The organism is Aureimonas altamirensis (genome assembly GCF_023702225.1).
GTDB classification, from domain to species: Bacteria; Pseudomonadota; Alphaproteobacteria; order Rhizobiales; family Rhizobiaceae; genus Aureimonas; species Aureimonas altamirensis_B.
Genome location: NZ_JAMQCO010000005.1, coordinates 136,134 through 159,821, shown reverse-complemented (window position 1 = coordinate 159,821; position 23,688 = coordinate 136,134). Strand labels below are relative to the sequence as shown.

Sequence of the window (23,688 nt, the reverse complement as noted above, 5' to 3'; positions counted from 1 at the left end):
ACGCCGCTTGCTCGGGACGGACCCGTTCGATGCTGCGCGGCGGCTTCGCCCGCTGGGCGGCCTCGCCTTTCTGGACAGCGCCACCGCCGGGCCGCCGCTCGGCACGCGCTCGTGCGTCGCCGCCGCGCCGTTCCTGCGCTACGAGATCGATTCCCGGGACGGCGACCTTGCAGGCCTCGGCGCGCTCCTGTCGCGGTACCGGATCGAGGCCGATGACGCAGGTGCGATGGCCGGCGCTGCCATCGGCGCCTTCTCGTACGATCTTGCGCATCGCCTCGAAAGGCTCTCCAAGCCGTCCGACTGGGACGATCGCGTGCGTCTCGCCTCGTTCGGCCTGTACGGCACGGTGCTGACCTTCGACCACATGTCGGGCCATGCGGTCATGGCGAGCGCCGGTTTCTCGCAGGCGTTTGACCGCCATACGCCCGCCGCCTTGCGACGCGAAGAGGCGGAGCGCCAGTTCGATCGCATCGAGGCCGCCTTGTCGGCAGAGCCGGAGCCGCTGGCGCGCAATCCCCCGGTAAAGGGTTTCCGCTCGGACTTCACGCGCGCCGACTACGAGCGGGCCATCGCTCGCGTACGGGACTATATCCGCGACGGCGACATCTATCAGGCGAATATCGCACAGAGCTTTTCCGCCACCCTGCCGGACGGCTTCGATGCCCTCGCCTTCCATTCCGCTCTACGGCGTCGCAACCCCGCACCCTTCGCCGCCTATCTGGAACTGCCCGGCGAGACGATCGTATCGTCGTCGCCCGAGCGGTTCATGGCGCTATCCGGCGACAGGATCGAGACGCGGCCGATCAAGGGAACGGCGCGCCGTTCGCCCGACCCGACGCAAGACGTGCGGCAGGCCGAAGCGCTTCTCTCTTCGGTCAAGGACCGGGCGGAGAACGTTATGATCGTCGATCTGCTGCGCAACGACCTGTCTCGCGTGGCAGTCCCCGACACGGTCGAAGTCCCGGTCCTGTGCGGGCTCGAATCCTATGCCTCGGTCCACCATCTCGTCTCGGTCGTCACAGCGCGCCTGCGCCCGGGCCTCGATGCGCTCGACATCGTGGCCGCCTGCTTTCCAGGCGGATCCATCACGGGCGCGCCGAAGATCCGCGCCATGGATATCATCACGGAACTGGAGCGACGCCGCCGCGGGGTCTATTGCGGCTGCATCGGCTATCTGGGGTTCGACGGATCGATGGATCTCAACATCGCCATCCGCACCGTAAGCCTTGCCGGGGGCCGGGCGCGCCTGTCGGCAGGCGGCGGCATCACCATTCTTTCGGACCCGCAGGCGGAATATGACGAGAGCCTCGCCAAGGCGTCCCGCCTTCTCGAAACCTTCGAGGCCGGTTCATGATCGTGATGATCGACAATTACGACAGCTTCGTCTTCAACGTCGCCCGGTACTTCGAGCGGCTCGGCGTCGGCATGCGCGTCCTGCGCAACGACGCCGCCAGCGTCGAGGCCATTGTCGACATGGCGCCGCGCGCGGTGGTGATTTCGCCGGGGCCCTGCACGCCGGCGGAAGCCGGTATCTCCACCGATGTCGTTCGGCGGCTGTCGGGGCGCATCCCGATCCTCGGCGTCTGCCTCGGCCATCAGGTCATCGGAGCGGCATTCGGTGGCCGGGTGACGCATGCGCGGATGCCGCTGCACGGGCAGGCCTCGGACATTCTTCACGCCGGCGAGCGGTTGTTCGCCGGGTTGCCCAATCCGGCACGCGCGGGGCGCTACCACTCCCTCATCGTCGAGGAAACGCCGGAAATGGCGTCCGCGCTGATGGTGGACGCGCGCTCGCCGGAGGGCGAGGTCATGGCTCTGTCGCACCGTACCCACCCGACCTACGGCATACAGTTCCATCCGGAGTCGGTGCTGACGCCGGATGGGCTGGGACTCATCGCCAATTTCATCGCCCTCGCCCGCAGGCGATAAGCCATGCCGGGTCGAACCATCGGTCGGCGGGACCGTCATAGGGCACGCGGTTGATGTCCCAATGCCGGATCAGCGGGGCATAGACGTCCCAGACCGAAGGGCCGCCGCCGATATAGACGACCCGCTCCGCGAAGCGGGACAGTACATGGCCCGGATCGTCGCTCGAGCGGATTTCCACGATGGTCCTGTCGACCCTCGCGAAATCGGGAAACGAGGCCACCGTGCGCGGACCCGCGACCAGAACATGGCCGCGCGTGATCTCGAAGAAGCGTTCGACGTCCTCGACGAAGGGCCGCTCGCGGGCGCCTTCCCAAGGCAGGATGCCGTTCAGCCCCAGTTGCCCGCTACGACCGATCGCGCAGATCGCGCGGACGTCAGCCATGCCTTTCCCTCCCCTTCGCGTACCGGCTCAGGCCACGGCCCGCTCCGGAAACCAGCTGCAGTCTATCGCATAGTCGCGGTCGGTGAAGTCCACCTCGCCGGCAAGACGTTCATGATTTCTCAGCGACATCATCCGTCCGTCCCGGGCAAGATGTCCCTGGTCTTCCAGCACGCGCAGCGCGCGGTTGACGGAGACGATGGACAGGCCGACGACATTGCCGATCAACTGCTGGGACAGCGGCATCAGGAACCATTCGTTCTTCAGCCTCCCGGTTATGCGCTGGCGCGCCCGCGTCTGCAGAAGGAAGAGCGCGACCCTGTCGCGCGGGTTCATGCTGCTGGAGGCGCGAAGCCTGTCCAGCATGGATACGCGCTCCAGCGTCACGAAGGTGAAGAACAGCGCGGCCAGCCTTGGATGATAGGCGAAGGCATCACGCAGCCCCTCCTTGGGGAAGGGGCACAATTCGAGGTCGGTTGCGGCGGTATAGACGAGCGTCGACAGTTCGCAGCCGAGCTGGCTGATGCCCACCACGTCACCGGGGTGGAAGAGCTCGGTTATGATCTGCTGCCCCTCGACATCGGTCGTGTGCGAATAGAGCCATCCCTCCCGAACGACGAACACGTTGCCGATGCGGCTTTGCCCGCCGATCACCGTGCTGCGGCGTGGCAAGCTCAGATGGGTGCCTTCCATGCGCGCCAGAAATGCCCGTTCCTCATCGGCCAGCGACAGATAGTGCGACAGCTTCGCCACCAGACAACTCGACATTCCCCGATCGCCCTTCCCGACGGTTCGCTCAGACTGCGGCCATATAAGCGGGTTTCCACCTCAGGTTGCTCAAAAACTGTCCCGTAATTAGCTGGACGGCAATGCTTTATTTGTTTGGAGCCATTTTTCGAAGGTTTTAAGCGGTTTAATGCAACTGTCGGTTATGGCGCTATAGATCGCTTATGGATGAGTTCTCGTTTCCGATATCTGGCAGAGGTGGCGCGCGCGATGCCCGCGGGGAGGAAATCGAAGATCCCCTTCCGCTCGTTCGGGCGCTCCTGTCGATTTCCAAGTCTACCCGCGCCTTCCTGGCGCTTCTTCTTGCCGATATCGGGCTGCATCTCGGGCAAGACCAGCTGATAGCCTGCCTTCGGGACGGCGAGCCCATGAGCGTCTCCACGCTTGCCGATCGGATCGCGGTGAGGCCGTCGACCGTTTCCAAGATGCTGGACCGGTTGGTCGAGAAGGGAGCGGTCCGCCGCCTCGTCAGCGCGGAAGACGCGCGCCGCACCATGGTTCTTCTGACGGAAGAGGGCGCCGCTCTGAAGCCACGCGTGGCGCAGGTCTGGGCCCGGCTGGAAAGCGAGCTGGCGGGCGGCATGTCTGCGGACGAGGCCCGCGCCGTCAAGGAGGCGATGGCGCGCATAGACCTCCTGCTTGCGGCGCGCCTGCGTCGTCATCGCTGATCCTTTCCGAAAATATCGCTGAATCGGTTCAGAAGCCGTTCATCGCTTCTATGTATGGTCCGCGCGTGCACTCCACCGGGTGCTGGATTTGTCGGGTTTTTTGCGTATGCTCACACCACGCTCAGGCTCCAGGAAAAAGTCAGCCGATACATTGAGTTCCTCATTCAAGACCACGAGACGCACCGCCATGGCCTATGGCCTCGGCGGCATCATGACGGCCATCCTGGCGGGCCGCGCCTATGCCCAGGACGCAGAGCCTGCCCCGACCCAGCCGACCGAGCCGCCGGCGGAGCCATCCGCCGCAACTGCTCAGCCACCGGCCGATCCGACCATGGTGGACCTCAACGATTTCAGCTTCGACGCCCTGTCGGAAGCCATGCGGAACCGTGCGGCGCAGCCTTATGTCGAGCCTCCCAACGATCTGCCGCAGCCGATCCAGGATCTCGACTACGACGCCTACAGGCGCATCCTGTTCCGGCGCGAGCGCACGGTCTGGGCGAACGACCCGTTCAACTTCCACCTGCAGGCCTATTTCCCGGGCTTCCTCTACAAGGTCACGACGCGCGTCCATATCGGTGACGGATCGCGTTTCGCGCCCTATCCGTTTTCGGGCGCCGATTTCGAGTTTCTCGCCCCGCTCGATCCGAACGTCTTCCAGAACCTGCAATTGCCGGGCGTCGCCGGCTTCCGGCTGAACTATCCGCTCGACCGTCCCGACCGGTTCGACGAGCTGGTATCGTTTCTGGGCGCAAGCTATTTCCGCGCTCTCGGGATGGGCAACCGGTACGGCCTGTCGGCCCGCGGCCTCGCGCTGAATACCGCCACCAGCGTCGCCGAGGAATTTCCGCGCTTCACGGCTTTCTACATCGTCCAGCCCAGGGAAGGCGAAAGGACGATCCAGATCTATGCCGAGATGGACAGCCCCAGCGTGACCGGGGCCTATTCCTTCCTGATCCGGCCGGGCGCCGAAACGGTGATCGACGTCAACAAACGGCTTTATTTCCGCCAGCCCGTCGAGCGACTGGGCGTGGCGCCGCTGACGTCGATGTACTTCTTCGGAGAAAACGACCATCCCGAGCGCGAGGACTTCCGCCCCGAAGTCCACGACAGCGACGGCCTGTTCATCGAGCGGGTCAATGGCGAGCGCCTTTGGCGTCCCTTGAAAAATCCGACGGAGCTCGCGCTCAGCTATTTCGGCGAAAGTTCGCCGCGCCGCTTCGGCCTTCTGCAGCGCGACCGCGAGTTCGATCACTACCAGGACGTGGAGGCCCGCTACGAGGTCCGCCCCTCCCTCATCATCGAGCCGCAGGGTGACTGGGGCAAGGGCGTCGTCCAACTGGTGGAGATCCCGACCGAGTCGGAGGCCAACGACAATATCGTCGCCTTCTGGGTGCCGGAAGAACGGCCCGAGGCAGGCAGCCAGTACGAATTCCGCTATCGCATGCGCTGGGGCCTGATCGAGGAGATGCGCAGCGACGTGGCCGTCGTCCTCGGCACCTTTGCCGGGCTCGGCGGCAACGCCGCCCACACGGGCGACGTCAACACCCGCCGCTTCGAGATCAATTTCGATGGCGGCACCGCAGCCAACCTGCCGGGCGGTTCGGTGGTCGAACCCATCGTCGACGTTCCGCAGAACGCCCGCATCGAGCATATCGGGGTCAACCGGCTGCCCGGCGGCGGCTGGCGCCTTTCGATCGAGCTGGAGAAGCTCGACAGCGCCCCCGTGGAACTGAGGGCCAAGCTGGCGGTCGGCGGCCGCGTGGTCAGCGAAACCTGGCTGTACCAATGGATCGGCCAATGACCGCCGACGCCACTGCGACACCGACGCCGCCCGGCAGGCACGAGGCGCCATTGCCGAAGGTGCCGGCCGGCGTTCTCGTCGGGCGGCCCGACCTGTCGGAAGACGAGGTTCGCCGCGCCATCGCCGAGCGTCTCGCCTTCGAGGGCCGCAGCGGGCCCGAGCCGGACGTCGTGCTTCTGGCGGCGCGCATCGGAAAGCGCAAGGCCCTTGCCTTCCTGCGCAAGCTCGTCCTGCCGCCCCCACGAGGCAGCCTCGACATGCCGGAGCGCCCGATACTGCGGTCTCAATATGGCGTGACTCAGCGTCACTGAACGGGCATAAGGCAGCGCTGCCGACGCATTGCCGCTTGATTGGACGGGATTGGCTTGGTCATCTTCGGAAGGTTCATCTTCGCGCTCGTGGCGCTGGCGCTGGCTGTCGTGGCAGGATTCCTGTTCGCCACCATCATCACCGCCAATGGCGCGACCTGGCTGCATTTCGCCCAGGTCTGCCTGCTGATCGTCTGCTGCATGTGGCTGGCCTGGGGCTTCAACACCGCCGTTGCCGGCATCTTCTTCTCGCGCGGCAAGCCGAACCGGCGGGGCGGCGTGCTGGCGCCGGCCTCCGTCAACCGGACGGCCGTTCTGGTGCCCGTCTACAACGAAGACGCGGATGCCGTGATGGCGCGCGTCGCCGCCATGATCGAGGGGCTGCGCCGCATTCGACGGCTCGAGGCGTTCGACTTTTTCGTCCTGTCGGACTCCACCAAGGCGGAATCCGTCGCGGCCGAGCGTCGGGCGGTCTTCGAGATCGCCGGCGCACTGGAGACCGGGACGCATCTCTACTATCGCCACCGCGAAAAGAACACCAACCGCAAGGCGGGCAATATCGGCGAGTTCGTCACCCAGCAGGGCGGCGCCTACACCTACATGATCGTGCTCGATGCAGACAGCCTGATGCGGCCCGAGACGCTGGTCGAAATGGTCGCGCGGATGGACGACGACGATGAGTTGGCCCTCCTGCAGACGCAGCCGCTCATCATCAATCGGCGCAGCCTTTTCGGCCGTGCGCTGCAATTCTCGGCCGCTCTCTACTCCCCCTTCTTTTCGCGCGGGATCGCGGCCCTGCAAGGCCGCGAAGGCCCTTTCTGGGGTCACAACGCGATCATCCGCACCCGCGCCTTCGCAGAAAGCTGCGGATTGCCGCACCTGTCGGGCCGCCCGCCCTTCGGCGGCCATATCCTCAGCCACGACTTCGTCGAGGCGGCGCTCCTGGCCCGCGACGGCTGGAAGGTGCGCGTCGATCCCGACCTCGAAGGCTCCTTCGAAGAGGCGCCTTCGAACCTGATCGAATATGCCAAGCGCGACAGGCGCTGGTGCCAGGGCAATCTGCAGCACGGGCGGCTGATCCCCGCGCCGCGCCTGCGCTTCTGGAGCCGCGTCGCGATGGTGTCCGGCATCATGGCCTATGCGGCCTCGCCGATCTGGCTCCTGTTTCTCATCGTGTCCATGCTGGATCCGATTCTGGCGCCTGCGCCGAACTACTTCCCCGGAGACAGCCTGTTCCCCGTCTTCCCGCGTCCGGAAACGACAAAGGCGCTGCTGCTCCTGATCGGCATCTTCACGCTGCTGCTGCTGCCCAAGACGCTCATCGCCTTCCGTGCCGCGCTGTCGCACCGGGCGGCACGCTTCGGCGGCACGATCGCGGTTCTGGCCGGGGCCACCTGCGAGCTCATTCTCACCAGTGCTCTCGCGCCGATCATGATGCTGTTCCAGTCCAAGGCCGTTGCCGAAATCTTGATGGCTCGTGACAGCGGCTGGCCGTCGACCGACCGCGAGGACGAGGGCGTCCCGCTGGCGGCCGCCTTTGCGGCAAGCTGGTGGATGGTCATCGTGGGCGCCGTCCTCATGGTGACGAGCTATGTCTATTCCCTGACGCTGTTCCTGTGGGTGCTGCCGATCGCGCTGCCGCTGGTGGTTGCGCCCCTGTTCATCTCGTTCACCGCAGATCCGGTGCTGGGTGACAAGGCAAAGGCGCTTTCCATCTTCGCGACACCGTTCGAGATCGCTCCCGAACCTGTGATCCGCGCTTCCGAAGCGTGGCACCAACGCCTTGCCGGCGCACGAAAAACACTATCTCAACCGCGAAGGGATCAGAGGACGGGCACGTCGGACCCTATCGAGACGCCCGCCAGAGGCTGAAGGTCGAACAGCCATGAGCGTACATGACAGCGTCTTTCTCCGTCCGGAGCGAGACTACAGGATCGATTTTTTCCGCGGCGTGGCCCTGGTGATGATCTTCATCAACCACATACCGGGCGTCCTCTGGGAAAATTTCACAAGCCGAAATTTCGGCTTCTCCGATTCGGCGGAAGTCTTCGTCTTCCTGGCCGGCGTCGCCAGCGCCTTCGCCTATGGGCGTCTCTTCCTGGAGGGCTCGCCGCTGATCGCATCGCTGAAGGCGGCCAGGCGGGCGGGCGTTCTCTATCTCGTTCACATCGCCCTTACCATGGCGGTCGTCTCGCTGTTCATCTGGTTCGCGCTGGCGCTCGGCAAGGGCGATATCCTGCGCCAGATCGGGCTTGGGCCCCTTTTGACGCAGCCCCTCGATGCGCTTTACGGCATCGCCACACTCGGCAACCAGCTCGGCTATCTGAACATCCTGCCGCTCTACGCCGCGTTGCTGCTGATGCTGCCGCTCATGCTTCTCGGCATACGGTGGATCGGCCTCAAGGGATTCCTCGTCGCGTCACTCACCGTCTGGCTCGTCTTCGGCCTCGCGCGCATCAACATTCCCAACTATCCCAATCCCGGAGGATGGTTCTTCAATCCGTTCTCCTGGCAACTCATCTTCGCCCTCGGCCTGTACACCGGCTTCCAGAAGCTGCGCGGCCAGCCCGCAATTCCTTATTCCCCGAGGCTCTATGTGCTGGCGCTCGGCTTCCTTGCCTTCGCCTGGGCGTTCGTGGGCTTCGGCTGGTGGTCGGTAGAGCGGATGATCCCGCTGCCGTCCCTCTTCGTCGGCTTCGACAAGACCTACGTGTCCATCCCGCGGCTCATGCATCTCGTGGCGCTCGTCTACGTCTTCGCCCATGCGCCGAAGATGTCGCCCTTCAGCCGGGTCGGCGCCGCCAACCCGCTGACCATGCTCGGCCGTCACTCGCTGCCGGTCTTCGCGGTCGGAACCTTCCTGTCGCTGCTGGCGCAGGCGCTGCGCTTCGGCAACGAAACGACATTGGCCTACGATACGGCCCTCGTCACAATCGGCCTCGCCATCCAGTTCGGATTGGCCCGCTATCTCGACTGGTGGCACGTGGCGTCGAAACCGGCAAAGGCGGGCCGCACCACCCCGGCCGCGCGCCCGGAGACGGCGCGCAACGCCCAGCCCGTGGAGGCCATGGCGCCCACCGCACGGCGCACCCCATGACACGAGCCGGATAGCCAAGCCAGATGTACAGCGATTCCAACCACCCGTTCTTCAAGCCGCTGTGGCGGCGCGTGCTGATCGTCGGATCGTGCCTCGTCTGGTCCGGCTTCGAGTGGTGGAACGGCGAACAGCTCTGGGGCGCGATCACGCTGGCGATCGCCGCCTACGGTATCTTCGCGTTGTTCATCAACTACAAGGCGCCGCCCGAAAGCGAATAGCGGCGCCGGAGCCGATTCAGTCGGCAGCGCGGTCCGAAACGCCGGCCTGCGCAAACGTCGCCATGCCGTTGTGGCAGGCCACCGCCGCCTTCACCATGGCGGCGGCCAGCGCCGCCCCGGTGCCTTCACCCAGCCGCATGCCGAGGGCCAGCAAGGGCACCTTGCCCATCGCCTGCAAGGCGCGCTGGTGGCCCGGCTCGGCGGACACATGGCCGAACAGGCAATGGTCGAGCGTGTCGGGGGACAGCCTGTACAGCACGGCCGCAGCAGCCGTCGCGACGAAGCCGTCCACGATCACCGGCACGCGTTGCATCCGGGCCGCAAGTATGGCGCCCGCCATGGCGGCGATCTCCCGCCCGCCAAGCCGGCGCAGCGCCTCGAGCGGATCCGCGGCATGGCGTGCGTGGAGGTCTATTGCCTCCTGCACCAGGGCCGTCTTGCGCGCCATGCCGGCGCCGTCATGGCCTGTGCCCGGCCCGACCCAGTCGCCGGCGGTGCCGCCGAAGAGCGCCGCGAAGAGCGCACTGGCCACCGCCGTATTGCCGATCCCCATCTCGCCGATGCACAGGAGGTCGGGTTCCCCCGCAAGGCATTCCATGCCGTAGGCCATGGTGGCGGCGCAATCGCGCTCCGACAATGCGGGTTCGAGCGTGATGTCGCCGGTGGGGTAGTCGAGCGCGAGGTCGAATATCTTGAGGCCAAGGTCGAAGGTGGCGCAGATCTGGTTGATGGCGGCGCCGCCCGCCGCGAAGTTCTCCACCATCTGGCGCGTCACCTCGGGCGGGAACGCCGAAGCGCCGCGGGCGGCAATTCCGTGGTTGGCGGCGAAGACGGCGACGACCGGTCGGGCGACGGTCGGCGCACGCCCCTGCCAGGCGGCCATCCACTCGGCGATATCCTCGAGCCGGCCAAGTGAGCCGGAGGGCTTGGTCAGTTCCTCCTGGCGATGGCGCGCATCGTGGCGGGCGCGGCCATCCTGCTGCGGCATCTGCCGGACGAGGGCGCGAATATCGTCGAAGGGAAGGCCGGTTGCGGACATGGAGACGAGCTTTCGGATAGGCGTGATCTTGACTGGCCGGTGATAGGCAATCGCGCCCGTCGAAGCAAACGGCTTGCATGCTGGCGACGGCGCGGCGAAAGCTGACGCCATGATACAGCCCGTCGCCAGCCTTCTGCGTGCCCTCTCCTTCCTGAGCCGTTTTCCGGCGCTGCCCCAAGCCTTTCGCGGCGGGCCGCACCCCCTGGCAGCCGATGCCCCATCGTTTCCGGTGGTGGGCCTGATCGTCGGGTTTGTGCCCGCCGTGCTCCTGCTGCTTGTAATGGCCGCCGGCCTTTCGCCGCTTACCGCCGCCATCCTGGCACTTGCGCTGATGGTGGCATCGACCGGCGCCCTGCACGAAGACGGGCTCGGCGACACGGCGGATGGCCTGTTCGGGCATGCCGGAAAGGACCGTGCGCTCGACATCATGAAGGACAGCCGCATCGGAACCTATGGCGTCCTGGCGCTGTCGTTCGCGCTTCTGCTGCGCATCGCGCTTCTGGCGGAGATGGCAATGGCCAGTCCGCTTGCTGCGGCATGCGCCTTGCTGGCGGCGGCAGCGGCCAGCCGCGGCGGAATGGGCTTTTTATGGTCGTCCCTGCCATCCGCACGCCCCGACGGCGTCGCAGACCGCCTCGGCAGGCCGACGCACCGGCAGGGGCTCTGGTCCCTCGCGCTGGGAATGGCGCCAGGCATCCTCCTCTGCTGGATGGCGTCGGGGCTTTCCGGTGCCGTCCTTGCGGCCGCGATCGCGACGATCGTCTATCTGTGGTTCCGGTCCGTGGTGCGCCGCCGCCTCGGCGGACAGACGGGCGACACGCTCGGCGCATGCCAGCAATTGCTGGAAATCGCGATCTTGCTGGGACTGGCGCTCGCTTCAGGCTGACGCGAACACCAAGAGGACGGCGATGGCCGCAAGGGCGCTGCAGGTGCGGCCATAGAGCACCAGCGCCCGGCCGATGTCGTCTATCCGCGCCTGCCGCCGGCCCTCCGCATGGATGCAGGGAGCATCGACCGCAAGGGCGCCATAGCGGCGCGGTCCGCCGAGCGACAGGCCCAGCGCAGCGGCCATCGCCGCTTCCGGCCACCCCGCATTGGGAGAGCGGTGCTTCGGCGCGTCCCGCCGTGCGACGCGCCAGGCGCGCCCGTCGAAGGCGACGAGCGCGAACAGCAGTGCAGTCGACCGGGCGGCCGGCCAGTTGACCAGGTCGTCCAGGCGGGCCGCACCCATGCCGAACGCGCGGTGGCGCGGGCTCATATGGCCGATCATCGAATCGGCCGTATTGATCATCTTGTAGGCCAGAAGGCCCGGCAGGCCGAACAGCGCCGCATAGAGAAACGGCGCGACCACGCCATCGGACGTATTTTCGGCAAGGCTTTCGATCGCGGCCCGGCAGACGCCGGCCTCGTCCAGTTGCTCCGGGTCGCGGCCGACGATCATCGATACCGCATGGCGGCCATCGGCAAGCGACCGGGAAAGCCCCATCGCCACCGCCTCGACATGCTGGCGCAGGCTGCCCTGCGCCAGGAATATCGCGACGATGCAGGCCTCCAACCCGATGCCGAGCGGCCCCATACGGGACAGGCCCCATTGCAGGGCATAGCCGAGCAGGGCCGCCGCCGCCGTCAGGAGACCGATGGCGAGGAGCCCGGCATGGCGTCTTCGACTTTCCGTAAGGGTGGAGATGTTCCAGGCGCGGTCGAGCCGATCGATCGCCGCGCCGAACAGGACGACCGGATGCGGCAGGTGTCGCCACAGCCATTTTGGATCGCCCACCAGTCTGTCCAGAAGCAATCCGGCAATCAGGGCGATGGCCGAGCCGCCTAGCAGCATAGCGCCTCGGCGAGACGGTCGGCCTCGGCGTCGTCACCGGTATTTCCGAACCGGAGCCAGGTCGGTTCATAGGCGAAGGGGCGTGTCAGGATATGCCCCGCGGCGAGCCGTTCGAAGATCGCCCCGGCCCTTTCATCCCGAATGAGGGTGAACATCGCCGTTCCTCCGGCGATGGCAAGCCCGGCGGCGGACAGCGTTTTCCGCGTCCTTTGCGCCTGCCCCTCCAGACGGTCCCGCACCGCGCCTGTCGCCCTCTCTGCGCTCAGTGCGGCCGCACCCACGGCAAGGGCCGGTCCGGACACGGCCCATGGCCCAAGGCGCGCGGCAATCCGCTCGGCGAGTGCGTCGCCGCAAAGGGCGAAACCGAGCCGCAGGCCCGCATAACCGAAATATTTGCCGAAGGATTTGAGCACGAGGATCGGCAGCGGGCCTGCCGTATCGCCCGCGAGGCTGTCGGTGGGGTCGGCATCGGCGAAGGCCTCGTCCACGACAAGAAGCCCGTCGCAGGCCACGAGGCGCTCCGCCAGCGCCAGCAGCATCCGCCGCTCAAAGCGCCGCCCGTCCGGGTTGTTCGGATTGACGACGACGACCAGCGACGCATCGGCGGGGATATCGCCAAGGCCGGCGCAATCGGTTGCCTCGTGGCCCGCCAGCACCAGCGCCCGCCTGTGCTCCTCATAGGTCGGGGACAGGATGGCCGCACGGCGCGGCGTGAAGAGGTGGGGCCACAGGCCGATGAGGGCCTGCGTTCCCGGAGCGGCAACGATGCTGCCGGCCGCCCCGAAGAAGGCGCGGGCGGCATCGTCCAGCGCCGCTGCGTCGGCGGCTTCCGGAAGCCGGGTCCACACGTCCGGCGGCAACGGCGGGAGGGGCAACGGATGCGGGTTGATGCCGGTGGACAGGTCTAGCCAATCAGCGCGACGGCCTCCCCAGCGCGCCATGGCTGCGTCGAGCGCTCCGCCGTGTTTCAGCGCGGCGTCCATCAGGCGATGCCGTCGATCACATGCAGGAACGATCCCATCACGCGGCCTCGATACAGGCCGAGCGCGCCCAATGGCTGCCCGGTCGCGTCGCTGGCGCTAAAAAGTCGGCCCGCGTCTCCTTCCGAGAGGATCGAGGCATAGTGGAATTCGTGTGCGGTCACGGCTGCAGTCCAGAAAGGCGCATCGCCAGCGCGCGCGGCCTGCCGGTAGCCGAGATGCCGGCGCGGCGTCTCGACACTCGTTTCCAGCGGCAGCATGCCCAGCATGGCGTGCCGGTTGCCCTCGCCATCCACCATGCCGTCGCCAAGCACCATATAGCCCCCGCATTCGCCGTAGACGAGCGCGCCCCGCATCGCCGCAGCGGCCATTCCGGCACGAAAGCCGGCCGTGCCGGCGATCCGCCCCGCATGGAGTTCGGGATACCCGCCCGGCAGGTAGATCGCGTCCGCGCCATTATCCGGCGATTCGTCGCCCAGCGGCGAAAAGAACGAAATCTCCGCACCGGCGTCCCGCCAGCAGGCCAGAAGATGCGGATAGGCGAAGGCGAAGGCGTCGTCGCGCGCCACCGCGACGCGCGCGCCGGGCGGCGGCAGGCGAGGCGCCCGGCCATCGCCGGCCGGCACGACGGCACGTCCGGAGATATCGAGAAGGCGATCGAGGTCCAGCGCCGCTTCCAGCCAGTCGGCCGCACGCTCGCTCAACAATTCGACCGCCGCCCCCAGCTCTTCCGCGCGCACGAGGCCGAGATGCCTGGAGGGGATCGCCAGAGACGGCTCTGCAGGAAGCGCCGCCAGGACGGGGATCTCCAGAGGCTCCAGCGCGGAGCGCATCATCGCCTCATGGCGTCGGCTGCCGACGCGGTTGAGAATGAGCCCGCCGATCCGGATCGACGGGTCGTGCATGGCGAAGCCGCGCACCAGCGCCGCCACGGACTGCGCCTGACGGGTACAATCGACCACCAGGATGACGGGCAGGCCCAGCAGTCGCGCGAGCTCCGCGGCGGAGCCCCGGCCGTTCGCCGCGCCGTCGAAGAGGCCCATCGCGCCCTCGACCGCCAGCAGCCCCTCGCCGCGCCCGGCGAGACGCAGGATCGTCTGCGGCTGCATGGCATAGGCATCGAGATTGACGCTTTCATGCCCGCAGGCAAGGCGATGGAAACCGGGGTCGATATAGTCCGGGCCCGACTTGGCGGGCGTCACCTTCATGCCGCGCCGGGCAAGCAGGCGCAGCAGCGCCAGCGTCACCAGCGTCTTGCCGCAACCCGAAGCCGGGGCCGATATGAGAATACCCTGTCGCGCCATGGTACCCGACGCTTATAATGATCGGCATGGACAACGCTAGCCCGACGATATTGCTGATTGCCGGCACTGCGGAGGCGCGTGCACTTGCCGCCGCCATCGCGCAGGATTTTCCCGCAGCGCGTCTCATCGTGTCGCTGCTCGGCGCGACGTCGGAGCCGGCGCCTTACGCCGGAGCGTTGCGGATCGGCGGCTTCGGCGGCGCGGAGGGGCTGGCCGCCTTCCTGCGTGCAGAAGGCATCACCCATCTCATCGACGCGGCACACCCCTTTGCCGCCGGCATCCACCGCAATGCTGCGGCAGCGGCGACAAGCGCCGGAGTGCCTTATCTCGCAGTCATCCGCCGCGAATGGCCATCAAGACTCGGCTGGCAGCACTTCGCGTGCCTTGGCGCGGCCAGCGCCGCACTACCATTCGGGTCGCGGCCATTCCTGGCACTCGGGCAACGCCACCTCGCGCCCTTTCGCCATCGGTCCGACATCGCGCCCGTGCTGCGCATGGCAGAGCCGCCGCAGGCGCGCTTGCCGTTTGTGGCGGATGTCATCGTGGGACCGCCCTCCCGCGATGTGGAGCAGGAAGCAAGGCTGTTTCGCGAGCACGCGGTGACGCATCTCGTCTGCCGCAATTCCGGCGGTGATGCAGGGTTGGCGAAGCTCGATGCCGCCGAATGCCTCGGCATTCCCGTCTTCATGATCCGGCGCCCAGGAATCTGCCGAAACGTGGAAGCGACCACCCTGAACGCCGCGGTCATTTGGTTGCATGGTAAACTAAATGGACGTATCGGTTCGTATCTGGATACCACTTGAAGCGCGCATTAAATGTCGGTACGAAAATTCTCAGGGATATGCTATGATCCATCCAAGCGTGAGAAAACTCTTCAAGAACGCGGCCTGGATTTCGCAGATGCGGCATTGATCTTCGATAGCTGGACTATAACCGTCATTGATGACCGGAGAGATTACGGCGAGATACGACATCAAACCTTCGGCGAATTGCACGGACGGGTCGTGTCGATCGTATGGACGTCACGAGGTGACGAAAGACGCATTATCTCGATGAGGCACTGCCATGATGAAGAAAGTAGAAAATTCCGAAGCCGTTTGGGTCGATCCAGATGATGCTCCGCCTTGGACCGATGACGTTTGGGCGCGCGCCGAGATACGACACGGCGACAGAATTATCCGCGCTGCCACCGGAACGCTGACACGGCCACGCGGACGCCCCCCTATCGCCGCTCCGAAGGAAAAACTCACCATGCGGCTCGACGCCGATATCGTGCGGCACTTCCGGGAATCCGGCCCGGGCTGGCAGTCGCGTATCAACGACGCTCTCAAGGAGATCGTCTTCAAGCGCTAGGCATGTTTGCGACCCTGTCCGGCCGCTTTGGGCCGGAGCACATGGACGTGGGCGGGGTCGTACAGGGCCGAGTCGCGGAAGGCCGATGCGCGGAGCGCCCTGCCGACAAGCACGAGGGCCGTGCGCGTCAATTTGGCGTCGCGCGCCAGACGGCGCATCGTAGCCACCGTGCCGTGCAGGAACGCCTCGTCCGGCCAGCCGACGCGATAGGCGATGATGGCCGGGCAATCCGGTCCGTAGGCGGCAAGCGGCGTCAGCACCCGCTCGATATGCGCGAGGTTGCGCACCGACAGGTGGATGGCGAGCGTCGCGCCGCTGCGCGCCAGCGTCTCCAGTTCCTCGCCCTTCGGCATCGCCGACGACTTCATGGCCGTGCGCGTCAGGATAATGCTCTGGCACAATTCCGGGACGGTCAGTTCCAGTTTCAGGGCCGCAGCCGCGGCCGCGAAGGCCGGCACCCCCGGCGTCACGTCGTAGGGAATGCCCATGGCGTCCAGCCGTCGCATCTGCTCCGCCGTCGCGCCATAGATCGACGGATCCCCGGAATGCACGCGCGCCACGTCCATGCCCTTGCCATGGGCATCGGCGATCTCGGCGACGATGTCGTCCAGGGTCATCGCGGCGGTATCCAGGACGCGCGCCCCCTCCGGCGCCGCGCGGACGATTTCCTCGGGCACCAGCGACCCGGCATAAAGGCATACCGGGCAGGACTGGATCAGCCGCAGGCCGCGCAACGTGATGAGATCGGGTGCGCCCGGACCCGCCCCGATGAAATGAACCGTCATGCGCGCTCCCTCAAGGCATCCGCCGTCAACGTACTGCCCGCCTTGCCGGCATAGCCGCGCGGCGTATAGGCATGCTCGCGTCCGTCACCCGTGCGCATGCGCCGCGTCTGCGACGAGCCGACGATGACGACGGTCAGCATGTCGACATCGTCCACCCGCAGCTCCGCCAGCGACACGATGCGGACCGTTTCACCCGGACGGCCGAGATTGGTTGCCAGCACGACCGGCGTTTCCGCCGGGCGATGCTCCATAAGGATGGCGCGTGCAGCGGCGAGCTGGCTTCGCCGCCGCCGCGAAACCGGATTGTAGAAGGCGATCACGAAGTCACCCGTTGCCGCGGCGCGCACCCGCCGCTCGATATCGGGCCAGGGCGTCAGCAGATCGGATAGCGATATGGTGCAGAAATCGTGGCCGAGCGGCGCTCCGGCCCGCGCCGCCGCCGCCTGCAGGGCCGAGATGCCGGGGCAGACCACCACCTCCACCCGGCGGGCGGCATCGGGCAGTTCGGCCGTGTCGATCAGTTCATAGGCAAGGGTCGCCATCGCGTAGATGCCGGCATCGCCGGAGCAAACCAGCGCCACCTTGCGGCCTTGCGCCGCCAGGAGCAGGGCGTGGCGCACGCGATCCTCTTCCGCGCCCAGCGGAAAATCGTGCCGGTGGCCGGCAAGGGGGATATCCGCCACGAGATCCAGGTAGAGGCCGTAACCGACGCGGTCGTCCGCCGCCTCGATGGCGGCATGGGCCTCGGGCGAACGCCATTCCGGGGCTCCCGGCCCGATGCCCACAAGGGTCAGGCGCCCCCGCGCCCTGCCGACGGATCGCGTCGACAGCGGCGTCGGCGCACGCGCGACCGCCGCTGTCACACGCCGGGATTTGACTTTGGGCAGGATCAGCGCGGCGTCCGGCCCGCCGGCCGCGAGGGCGGCTCCTTCGGCGACGCCATGGCATCCGACCTCGGCGAAGACGATGTCGGACGGCGTGGCCAGCCGATGCCTCTCGGCCTCCAGCATCGCCGCATCGAAGACACGCAGCGGCACGCGGAAATGCGCCGCAACCGCGTTCAGCGACGCTTCGTCGGCCTTGACGTCCAAGGTCGCTATCATGGCGAGCGAGCATGGGCTGACGCCGGCCTGGTGCAGGGCCCGTTCGGCAAGGTCGATGGCCTCCTCCGCCGGTGCACCGCGCTCCGCTCCCATTCCGAGAACGATCCGCTGCGGGCGATACAGGAGTTCGCCCGGACGGGGTGCGCGCCTTGCATCGTCTTCCGACAGGATCACCGCGGCATCGTCGGCGCGCGGCGCCGCCAGACCGGTCAGCCAGTCCGCCTCAGCCTCGATCCGGGCCGGCGCACCGGCCAGCAAGGCGGCCATGGCAACCTTCGCATCCTGCGGATTCTCCAGCCGCCACCCGCATGGCGGCGCATCGAGGGCCACGCCGAAGCGCGTATCGCCGGCCGTGGTGACGGCAGCATGGCCGCCGAGAGCGCCGGCAAGACGCCGCGCCATCTCGTTGGCGCCGTGATGGCCGCCCAGAAGCGGCACGATGCTGCGTCCATCCTCGGAGACGGCCAGAACCGCCGGCTCCGACCGCTTGTCCGCCAGGGATGGGGCGAGAATGCGGACCACCGCCCCGGCCGCCATGATCGCGACGATTGGGCGACCCTCCCGAAAGAGGTTGCGCAGGTGCCCGGCCAGCACCGGATAATGCGTATCCGCGCCGACGACGCCATCCGGCGCATGGATCCCCGCCGCCAGTTCGGCCTGGATGCGTTGCGCGGTCCCCATGGCCGCGGCATGCAGGATGACGATGGCCGGCCTCATGCGGTGCCTCCCTTGTGACCGACGATCATCGAGAAATACGGCGCGGTGGCGGGCGCCTCGCACAAGGGCATGATGGTTTCCTGGGGGGTGGAGACATGCGAAAGATAACAACTGCCGTCCGCAAGGCCGGCTTGTTCCAGAAGCGCGCGCATACGCGCCAGGTGCCGTCCCAGCTTGATGATGCAGAAGGCGTCCGCCACGGCCAGCCGTGTGGCGATCTCGGCATCGGGCAGCGGAGCGGGTATCACGGCCAGAGTCTCGTTGCGGCGCGCCAGCGGCATGCGCATGGCCGCGGCAGCCGCCATGGGCGAGGAGATGCCCGGCACGATCTCGACCTGGAACCGCCCGGCCAGCCGCTCGAAGAGGTAGAGGAAGGAGCCGTAGAAGAACGGGTCCCCCTCGCACAGAAGCGCGACGTCCTCGCCGCCCTGCAGGCGTGCGGCGATGGCGTCCGCCGCCGCGTCGTAGGCTGCCTGCCCCGGGGCGGCGTCGATGCGCATGCACAGGCCGAAGGCGATCTCGGCAAGGCCCGGCCGCAGATGCGGCGCGGCAATGGCGCGGGCCATGCTGTGCCCGCTGTCCGGCACGGGGTAGGCGATCGCCGGCACTTGCGACAGGATGCGCACCGCCTTGAGTGTGAGGAGTTCGGGGTCGCCCGGCCCGAGGCCGACGCCGTAAAGCGTTCCGCTCATGTCCGCTCCGCCCCCTTGCGCAGATGCCAATGGGTCACCGGCATCTGCGGCCGCCAGCCCGTAAGGTTGCCGACGGGCGCGGCGAGCGTGACGGCGATGCGCGTCAGGTTGCCGCCGTGACGCGCATGGAGCGCCAGCAGAAGCGCCTCGGACTCCAGCGTGACGGCATGGGCGACGAGGTTGCCATGCTGCGGCAGGGCATCGAAGGCATGGGCAAAGGTGGCCTCCGACAGCCCGCCGCCGATGAAGACGCTGTCCGGCGCGGCAAGGCCGTCCAGCGCATCCGGGGCCAACCCCGCAACGATCTCGACCGGCCCATGCGCCAGGCGACAGACATTGTCGGCCAGCATCGCACGCCTGTCCGAGCGCGGCTCCAACGCGATGGCTCGGCCGCCAAACCGCGCCCATTCCACCGCGATCGAGCCGCAGCCGGAGCCGATATCCCACAGGCAGGCGCCAGGGCGCGGCTCCAGGGCGGCGAGCGCCAGGGCGCGCATCGGCCGCTTGGTCATTTTGCCATCATGCGCGAAGGCTTCGTCGGCCAGCCCGAACGGGCCATGCGCCGGCCGGCCGATGCAATCGACGACGACGACGTTCAGCGCCGCGCCTTGGGGCAGCGAAAATCCCTCCGCCGTCGCAGAGCTTGCCCGTTCCAGCGCGCCGCCGAGATGTTCCAGAACGGTGATGCGGCTTTCGCCGAACCCTTCACGCGTCAGCAGCGACGCGACCTCGCCCGGCGTCCTGGCGCCGGCGGACAGGATCAGCAGCCGACGGCCAGCGCCGAACGATGCAGCCAGCGCGGAGACGGGGCGCCCATGCGCCGACAGGCAGGCGACGTCCTCCAGCGGCCAGCCGAGCCGCGCCGCCGCCAGCGAAAAGGAGGACGGCGACGGCAGCACCCGCATGGCATCGGCCGGCAGGAACCGGCGCAGCCAGGCCACCGGGCCGAACCAGGACGGATCGCCCGATGCCAGCACGACGGTCGGCTGCCCGGCCAGGGCCTGAAGGGTCGTACGGGATTCGTCGAAGGGCGAGGACCAGGGGTGGCGTTCCGCGCCGATGCCGCTGCCGTCCAGCATGGCCAGATGCCGCGCGCCGCCCACCACGTGCCGCGCGCCATCGAGGGCGGCGCGCTGCCCGGGCGAAAGGCACTCCAGCCCGCCGTCGCCGATCCCGACGACCGTCAGCCAGACAGACACCGGCTCAGCCGTCCTTTTTCATGGAGCGCGGGCCGAGCGGATGTTCGGCATGGGGATAGGGATGATGCGTATGGCCGCCATCGCCATGATGATGATGATGATTATGATGCCCATCGCCATGATGATGGTGGTGCCCGTCGGCATGGTGATGCCCGGCATCGCCCGTGCCGACACCCTCCACGTGATGGTGGTGGCTTTCCTGCGGCAGCCCGACTTCGGCCTCGAAGCCCAGCACCTGCTCGCGGTACTTGCACATCTGGCAGTTCATGTTGTTGGTGCCGGCAATCACCTCTTCCAGCCGGTCCACGAATGTTTCCAGCACAAGGTCGTGCGCGCCCAGGTAGGGCGCCTTGATGAACTCGATGTCGCCGTGCCGCGACGCCACAGCGTCGGTATAGTCGTAGATGCGCCGCACGAGGATGCCGGTGAACAGGAAATACGGAAACACGACGATGCGCCGATAGCCCAGCCGCGTCGCATGTTCGAGCGCCGGCTCCACCAGCGGGAAGGTGACGCCCGAATAGGCCGTCTCGCCCCAGCCGAAGCCGAGGCCCTCCCAGAGCAGCCGCATGACCTTGGCGACGTTTGAATTGGCATCGGGGTCCGAGGCCCCCCGCCCGACGACGACCAGCATCGTATCGTGAAGGGGCATGCCGTCCTGCCACCCGGCGGCCCGAAGGCCTTGCCGGATGCGGTCCCCGGCGGCCCGCACCATCTTCGGATCGATGCCGAGTTCGCGCCCGTAGCGGATGTCCACGCCGTTGGCGCCCGCATAGGTGTTCAGCACGGAGGGAATGTCGTTCTTGGCATGACCGGCGGCAAACAGCATGCCGGGCAACGCCAGGATTGTTTTTGCACCGCCTTCGCGCAGCCTGTCGAGCCCGTCGCGGATAATGGGCCTTGCGAATTCCAGATAGCCGTAATCGACCGTCCAGTCGGGCAGGCGATGCGTCATCTTGTGCGCCAGCGCCTTGAACTCGTCGACCGCGCCTTGGTCGCGGCTGCCATGGCCGCACAGCATCAGGGCGTTCATGCGCCACCTCCTTCGGCTCCGTCCTGGCCCCCGGATTGGGTCGGCCGCCACGGATTATCTCTCAGCCTCTTGGCGAGGCACCGTATCCCCGCCTGCATAGAAGCTTTCCGAAGGTCATGAAAGGCTCTAAACGCAAGCGAGCCACAGGAAGCTTATGCCCGATGTCCCCCGATACGATCCTGATTCTCATCGTCGCCGCAGCATTTGTGGCCGGCTTCGTCGATGCCATCGCGGGGGGCGGCGGCCTGATCACCATTCCGGCGCTTCTGCTGGGCGGCTTCGACCCGCTGTCCGCGCTCGGCACCAACAAGCTGCAGAGCCTGTTCGGCTCCGGCTCGGCCACCATCGCCTATGCGCGTCGCGGGCTGGTCGACCTGAAGGCGCTGCTTCCGGCGGCCGCCCTGTCCTTTGCCGGCGCATGCGCCGGCGCATCGGCGGCCATGCTGCTGCCGCCGGATCTGCTGGGCGGCATCCTTCCCTTCCTGCTGATCGCCATCGCCGTGTATTTCGCGGTCAAGCCCAATCTGTCCGACGTCGACCGGGACCGGCGAATATCTCCCGTCTTCTTCGCCTGTTTCCTCGTGCCGCTGATCGGCGCCTATGACGGGCTGTTCGGCCCCGGCACCGGCTCCTTCTTCATGATCGCCTTCGTGGCGCTCGCGGGCTACGGCGTTCTGAAGGCCACCGCCCATACCAAGCTTCTCAATTTCGCGTCCAATCTCGGCGGATTCGCCATCTTCGCCTTTTCCGGATCCATCCACTGGAAGCTCGGGCTTGCCATGGGCATCGCGCAGTTCTGCGGCGCGCGCCTGGGCGCCGCTTCCGCCGTACGCTTCGGCGCAAGGCTGATTCGCCCCCTGCTCGTCGTGGTCTGCACGACGCTTGCGCTCAAGCTCATCTGGGGCTGACGGGCATGGCCGCACGCAGCCTCATGTTCCAGGGCACCGGCTCCGATGTCGGGAAAAGCGTCCTCGTTGCCGGACTGTGCCGGTTGTTTGCCCGCCGCGGAACGGCGGTGCGCCCGTTCAAGGCGCAGAACATGTCCAACAACGCCGCCGTGGCGCGCCGCCACGACGGCGGCTACGGCGAGATCGGCCGCGCGCAATGGCTGCAGGCGCTGGCGTGCGGCGCCGAACCGGTCACCGACATGAACCCCGTGCTGCTGAAACCGATGTCCGACACGGGCGCCGACATCGTCGTGCAGGGCAGAAGCCGGGGCCCCGCATCCGCCGCCGCCTACCAGCGCCTCAAGGCAAGCCTGCTCGACGCGGTGCTGGAAAGCCATGCAAGGCTGGCGGCGGAATGCGACCTCGTCCTCGTCGAGGGGGCGGGCAGCGCATCCGAGGTCAACCTTCGCGCCGGCGACATCGCCAATATGGGCTTTGCCCGCGCCGCCGGCGTGCCGGTGGTGCTGGTCGGGGATATCGACCGGGGCGGCGTCATCGCGGCGCTGGTCGGCACGCATTGCGTCTTGCCGCCGCCGGACCGCGCCATGATCGTCGGCACCATCGTCAACAAGTTTCGCGGCGATCCGGCGCTGTTCGCCGAAGGGCTCGCGACGATCGCGAAGCATACCGGATGGCCCTCGCTGGGGCTGGTTCCCTGGCTTTCGACCGCCGGACGCCTGCCGCCCGAGGATTCCGTGGCGCTGGAGCGTCCACGCCCCGGCGGCGGGGCGCGTCGCATCCGCATTGCCGTTCCGCAACCCGGGCGCATCGCCAATTTCGACGACCTCGACCCGCTCGCCGCGACGCCGGGGGTCGAAGTCACCTTCGTGCGCCCGGGCGAGGCGATCCCCCGGTGCGACTGCATCCTGCTGCCCGGCACGCGGGCCACGATCGCCGACCTTGCAGCCTTTCGCCGCAATGGCTGGGACCGCGACATCGCCCGCCATCATGCGGGCGGCGGCACGATCGTCGGCATTTGTGGCGGCTTCCAGATGCTGGGTCGACGGATCGAGGATCCCGAAGGGATGGAGGGGCCGGCCGGCAGCGTCGACGGCCTTGGCCTGCTCGCGGTGGATACGGTGATGGAGCCGCGCAAGACGGTGCGCCCGGCCCGCCTGCGCGCGACGACCGGAGAGGATCTGTCCGGTTACGAAATCCATCTCGGCCGCACCGAGGGCCCCGGCCGCAGCCGCCCCTTCGCCGCCGATGAATCCGGGCCGGAGGGCGCCGTCAGCGCCGACGGCCGCGTCCTCGGCACCTATCTGCACGGCGTCTTCGCCAACGACGCCTGGCGCGGCCGCTTCCTGTCGGATCTCGGCCATGCCGGCCCGACGCTGGCCTACATGGCCGATGTCGAAGCTGCCCTCGACGGCGTCGCCGACGCGCTGGAAGCGGCTCTGGACGTGCAATCGCTGCTGCGGCTCGCGCGCTGAAACCTTTCGTCACGCAATGGCATCTTTCCCCCGGCCGCATCCTGCGCCAGATTCGCTGGAACGTTTCCAGGCAAGGAGCCATT

General features: G+C 67.3%; 25 protein-coding genes. 14 read left to right on the top strand and 11 right to left on the bottom strand.

Annotated elements, in window-relative coordinates:
* The first annotated feature begins 7 nt into the window (after positions 1 to 7).
* Together pabB and NDN16_RS10275 are read left to right on the top strand one after the other, a co-directional pair.
* Entirely contained in the window at positions 8 to 1,354 is a 1,347-nt protein-coding gene (pabB, locus tag NDN16_RS10280; RefSeq protein WP_353050210.1) for an aminodeoxychorismate synthase component I, read from the top strand.
* Positions 1,351 to 1,929: an anthranilate synthase component II gene (locus NDN16_RS10275; protein WP_251113533.1), complete on the top strand. Its 579-nt coding sequence runs from the start codon at positions 1,351 to 1,353 to the stop codon at positions 1,927 to 1,929. Before pabB ends, NDN16_RS10275 begins: the two co-directional genes overlap by 4 nt.
* On the opposite strand, the gene NDN16_RS10270 is transcribed toward NDN16_RS10275, so the two are convergent.
* Together NDN16_RS10270 and NDN16_RS10265 are read right to left on the bottom strand one after the other, a co-directional pair.
* Positions 1,904 to 2,311 (bottom strand): diacylglycerol kinase, encoded by a 408-nt coding sequence (locus tag NDN16_RS10270; protein ID WP_251113532.1) that lies wholly within the window; start codon positions 2,309 to 2,311, stop codon positions 1,904 to 1,906. The genes NDN16_RS10275 and NDN16_RS10270 overlap by 26 nt on opposite strands.
* 27 nt (positions 2,312 to 2,338) lie before the next feature.
* Positions 2,339 to 3,076: a Crp/Fnr family transcriptional regulator gene (locus tag NDN16_RS10265; protein ID WP_251113531.1), complete on the bottom strand. Its 738-nt coding sequence runs from the start codon at positions 3,074 to 3,076 to the stop codon at positions 2,339 to 2,341.
* Positions 3,077 to 3,258: 182 nt separating this feature from the next.
* Between NDN16_RS10265 and NDN16_RS10260 the strand changes: the two genes are divergently transcribed.
* The 6 genes from NDN16_RS10260 to NDN16_RS10235 all read left to right on the top strand — a co-directional run bounded on the left by NDN16_RS10260 (position 3,259) and on the right by NDN16_RS10235 (position 9,186).
* Positions 3,259 to 3,762 carry a MarR family winged helix-turn-helix transcriptional regulator gene (locus NDN16_RS10260; RefSeq protein WP_251113530.1) on the top strand — a complete coding sequence of 168 codons (504 nt, stop codon included), beginning with the start codon at positions 3,259 to 3,261 and terminating at the stop codon, positions 3,760 to 3,762.
* A gap of 187 nt (positions 3,763 to 3,949) precedes the next feature.
* The gene (locus NDN16_RS10255; RefSeq protein WP_251113529.1) at positions 3,950 to 5,563 is read left to right on the top strand and encodes a glucan biosynthesis protein; all 1,614 of its coding nucleotides are present in this window, start codon (positions 3,950 to 3,952) and stop codon (positions 5,561 to 5,563) included.
* Positions 5,560 to 5,874, top strand: coding sequence for a hypothetical protein (locus NDN16_RS10250; protein ID WP_251113528.1), 315 nt, complete (start codon positions 5,560 to 5,562; stop codon positions 5,872 to 5,874). Before NDN16_RS10255 ends, NDN16_RS10250 begins: the two co-directional genes overlap by 4 nt.
* Positions 5,875 to 5,928: 54 nt before the next feature.
* Positions 5,929 to 7,743: a glucans biosynthesis glucosyltransferase MdoH gene (gene mdoH / locus NDN16_RS10245; protein ID WP_251113527.1), complete on the top strand. Its 1,815-nt coding sequence runs from the start codon at positions 5,929 to 5,931 to the stop codon at positions 7,741 to 7,743.
* Between the two features lie 13 nt (positions 7,744 to 7,756).
* On the top strand, positions 7,757 to 8,968 hold the full coding sequence (locus NDN16_RS10240) for an OpgC family protein (RefSeq protein ID WP_251113526.1): 1,212 nt from the start codon (positions 7,757 to 7,759) through the stop codon (positions 8,966 to 8,968).
* A 23-nt stretch (positions 8,969 to 8,991) separates the two neighbouring features.
* Positions 8,992 to 9,186, top strand: coding sequence for a hypothetical protein (locus NDN16_RS10235; RefSeq protein WP_039195489.1), 195 nt, complete (start codon positions 8,992 to 8,994; stop codon positions 9,184 to 9,186).
* Between the two features lie 16 nt (positions 9,187 to 9,202).
* Here the strand turns inward: NDN16_RS10235 and cobT are convergent, their stop codons facing one another.
* Positions 9,203 to 10,225, bottom strand: coding sequence for a nicotinate-nucleotide--dimethylbenzimidazole phosphoribosyltransferase (cobT, locus tag NDN16_RS10230; RefSeq protein ID WP_251113525.1), 1,023 nt, complete (start codon positions 10,223 to 10,225; stop codon positions 9,203 to 9,205).
* Positions 10,226 to 10,334: 109 nt separating this feature from the next.
* On the opposite strand from cobT, the gene cobS reads away from it, so the two are divergent.
* The gene (gene cobS / locus NDN16_RS10225; protein ID WP_251113524.1) at positions 10,335 to 11,111 is read left to right on the top strand and encodes an adenosylcobinamide-GDP ribazoletransferase; all 777 of its coding nucleotides are present in this window, start codon (positions 10,335 to 10,337) and stop codon (positions 11,109 to 11,111) included.
* Here the strand turns inward: cobS and cbiB are convergent.
* Genes cbiB through NDN16_RS10210 form a run of 3 tightly spaced genes read right to left on the bottom strand, consistent with a single transcriptional unit; the run spans position 11,103 to position 14,343 of the window.
* Positions 11,103 to 12,059: an adenosylcobinamide-phosphate synthase CbiB gene (gene cbiB, locus NDN16_RS10220; RefSeq protein WP_251113523.1), complete on the bottom strand. Its 957-nt coding sequence runs from the start codon at positions 12,057 to 12,059 to the stop codon at positions 11,103 to 11,105. The two genes, cobS and cbiB, sit on opposite strands and share 9 nt — an antisense overlap.
* On the bottom strand, positions 12,050 to 13,042 hold the full coding sequence (gene cobD / locus NDN16_RS10215) for a threonine-phosphate decarboxylase CobD (RefSeq protein WP_251113522.1): 993 nt from the start codon (positions 13,040 to 13,042) through the stop codon (positions 12,050 to 12,052). The genes cbiB and cobD overlap by 10 nt, the downstream gene beginning before the upstream one ends.
* Positions 13,042 to 14,343 (bottom strand): cobyrinate a,c-diamide synthase, encoded by a 1,302-nt coding sequence (locus NDN16_RS10210; RefSeq protein WP_251113521.1) that lies wholly within the window; start codon positions 14,341 to 14,343, stop codon positions 13,042 to 13,044. Before NDN16_RS10210 ends, cobD begins: the two co-directional genes overlap by 1 nt.
* A 17-nt stretch (positions 14,344 to 14,360) precedes the next feature.
* Between NDN16_RS10210 and NDN16_RS10205 the strand changes: the two genes are divergently transcribed.
* Genes NDN16_RS10205 through NDN16_RS10195 form a run of 3 tightly spaced genes read left to right on the top strand, consistent with a single transcriptional unit; the run spans position 14,361 to position 15,696 of the window.
* Positions 14,361 to 15,146 carry a precorrin-6A/cobalt-precorrin-6A reductase gene (locus NDN16_RS10205; protein ID WP_251113520.1) on the top strand — a complete coding sequence of 262 codons (786 nt, stop codon included), beginning with the start codon at positions 14,361 to 14,363 and terminating at the stop codon, positions 15,144 to 15,146.
* Positions 15,147 to 15,158: 12 nt separating this feature from the next.
* On the top strand, positions 15,159 to 15,458 hold the full coding sequence (locus tag NDN16_RS10200) for a BrnT family toxin (protein ID WP_251113519.1): 300 nt from the start codon (positions 15,159 to 15,161) through the stop codon (positions 15,456 to 15,458).
* Complete coding sequence (locus NDN16_RS10195; RefSeq protein WP_251113518.1) at positions 15,409 to 15,696, top strand: BrnA antitoxin family protein; 288 nt, start codon at positions 15,409 to 15,411, stop codon at positions 15,694 to 15,696. Before NDN16_RS10200 ends, NDN16_RS10195 begins: the two co-directional genes overlap by 50 nt.
* Here the strand turns inward: NDN16_RS10195 and cobM are convergent.
* The 5 genes from cobM to NDN16_RS10170 are packed head-to-tail and all read right to left on the bottom strand — an operon-like array spanning position 15,693 to position 21,225.
* On the bottom strand, positions 15,693 to 16,481 hold the full coding sequence (gene cobM, locus NDN16_RS10190; protein WP_251113517.1) for a precorrin-4 C(11)-methyltransferase: 789 nt from the start codon (positions 16,479 to 16,481) through the stop codon (positions 15,693 to 15,695). The two genes, NDN16_RS10195 and cobM, sit on opposite strands and share 4 nt — an antisense overlap.
* The gene (gene cobJ, locus NDN16_RS10185; RefSeq protein ID WP_251113516.1) at positions 16,478 to 18,301 is read right to left on the bottom strand and encodes a precorrin-3B C(17)-methyltransferase; all 1,824 of its coding nucleotides are present in this window, start codon (positions 18,299 to 18,301) and stop codon (positions 16,478 to 16,480) included. Before cobJ ends, cobM begins: the two co-directional genes overlap by 4 nt.
* Positions 18,298 to 18,993, bottom strand: a complete 696-nt coding sequence (cobI, locus tag NDN16_RS10180) for a precorrin-2 C(20)-methyltransferase (RefSeq protein WP_251113515.1) — start codon at positions 18,991 to 18,993, stop codon at positions 18,298 to 18,300. The genes cobJ and cobI overlap by 4 nt, the downstream gene beginning before the upstream one ends.
* Positions 18,990 to 20,192 (bottom strand): precorrin-6y C5,15-methyltransferase (decarboxylating) subunit CbiE, encoded by a 1,203-nt coding sequence (cbiE, locus tag NDN16_RS10175; protein WP_251113514.1) that lies wholly within the window; start codon positions 20,190 to 20,192, stop codon positions 18,990 to 18,992. Before cbiE ends, cobI begins: the two co-directional genes overlap by 4 nt.
* A gap of 4 nt (positions 20,193 to 20,196) precedes the next feature.
* A complete protein-coding gene (locus tag NDN16_RS10170; protein ID WP_251113513.1) occupies positions 20,197 to 21,225 on the bottom strand; it encodes a sirohydrochlorin chelatase in 1,029 nt (342 codons plus the stop codon).
* A 161-nt stretch (positions 21,226 to 21,386) separates the two neighbouring features.
* On the opposite strand from NDN16_RS10170, the gene NDN16_RS10165 reads away from it, so the two are divergent.
* Together NDN16_RS10165 and NDN16_RS10160 are read left to right on the top strand one after the other, a co-directional pair.
* A complete protein-coding gene (locus NDN16_RS10165) occupies positions 21,387 to 22,133 on the top strand; it encodes a TSUP family transporter (protein ID WP_251113512.1) in 747 nt (248 codons plus the stop codon).
* 5 nt (positions 22,134 to 22,138) lie between these two features.
* A complete protein-coding gene (locus NDN16_RS10160; RefSeq protein ID WP_251113511.1) occupies positions 22,139 to 23,605 on the top strand; it encodes a cobyric acid synthase in 1,467 nt (488 codons plus the stop codon).
* Positions 23,606 to 23,688: the final 83 nt, after the last annotated feature.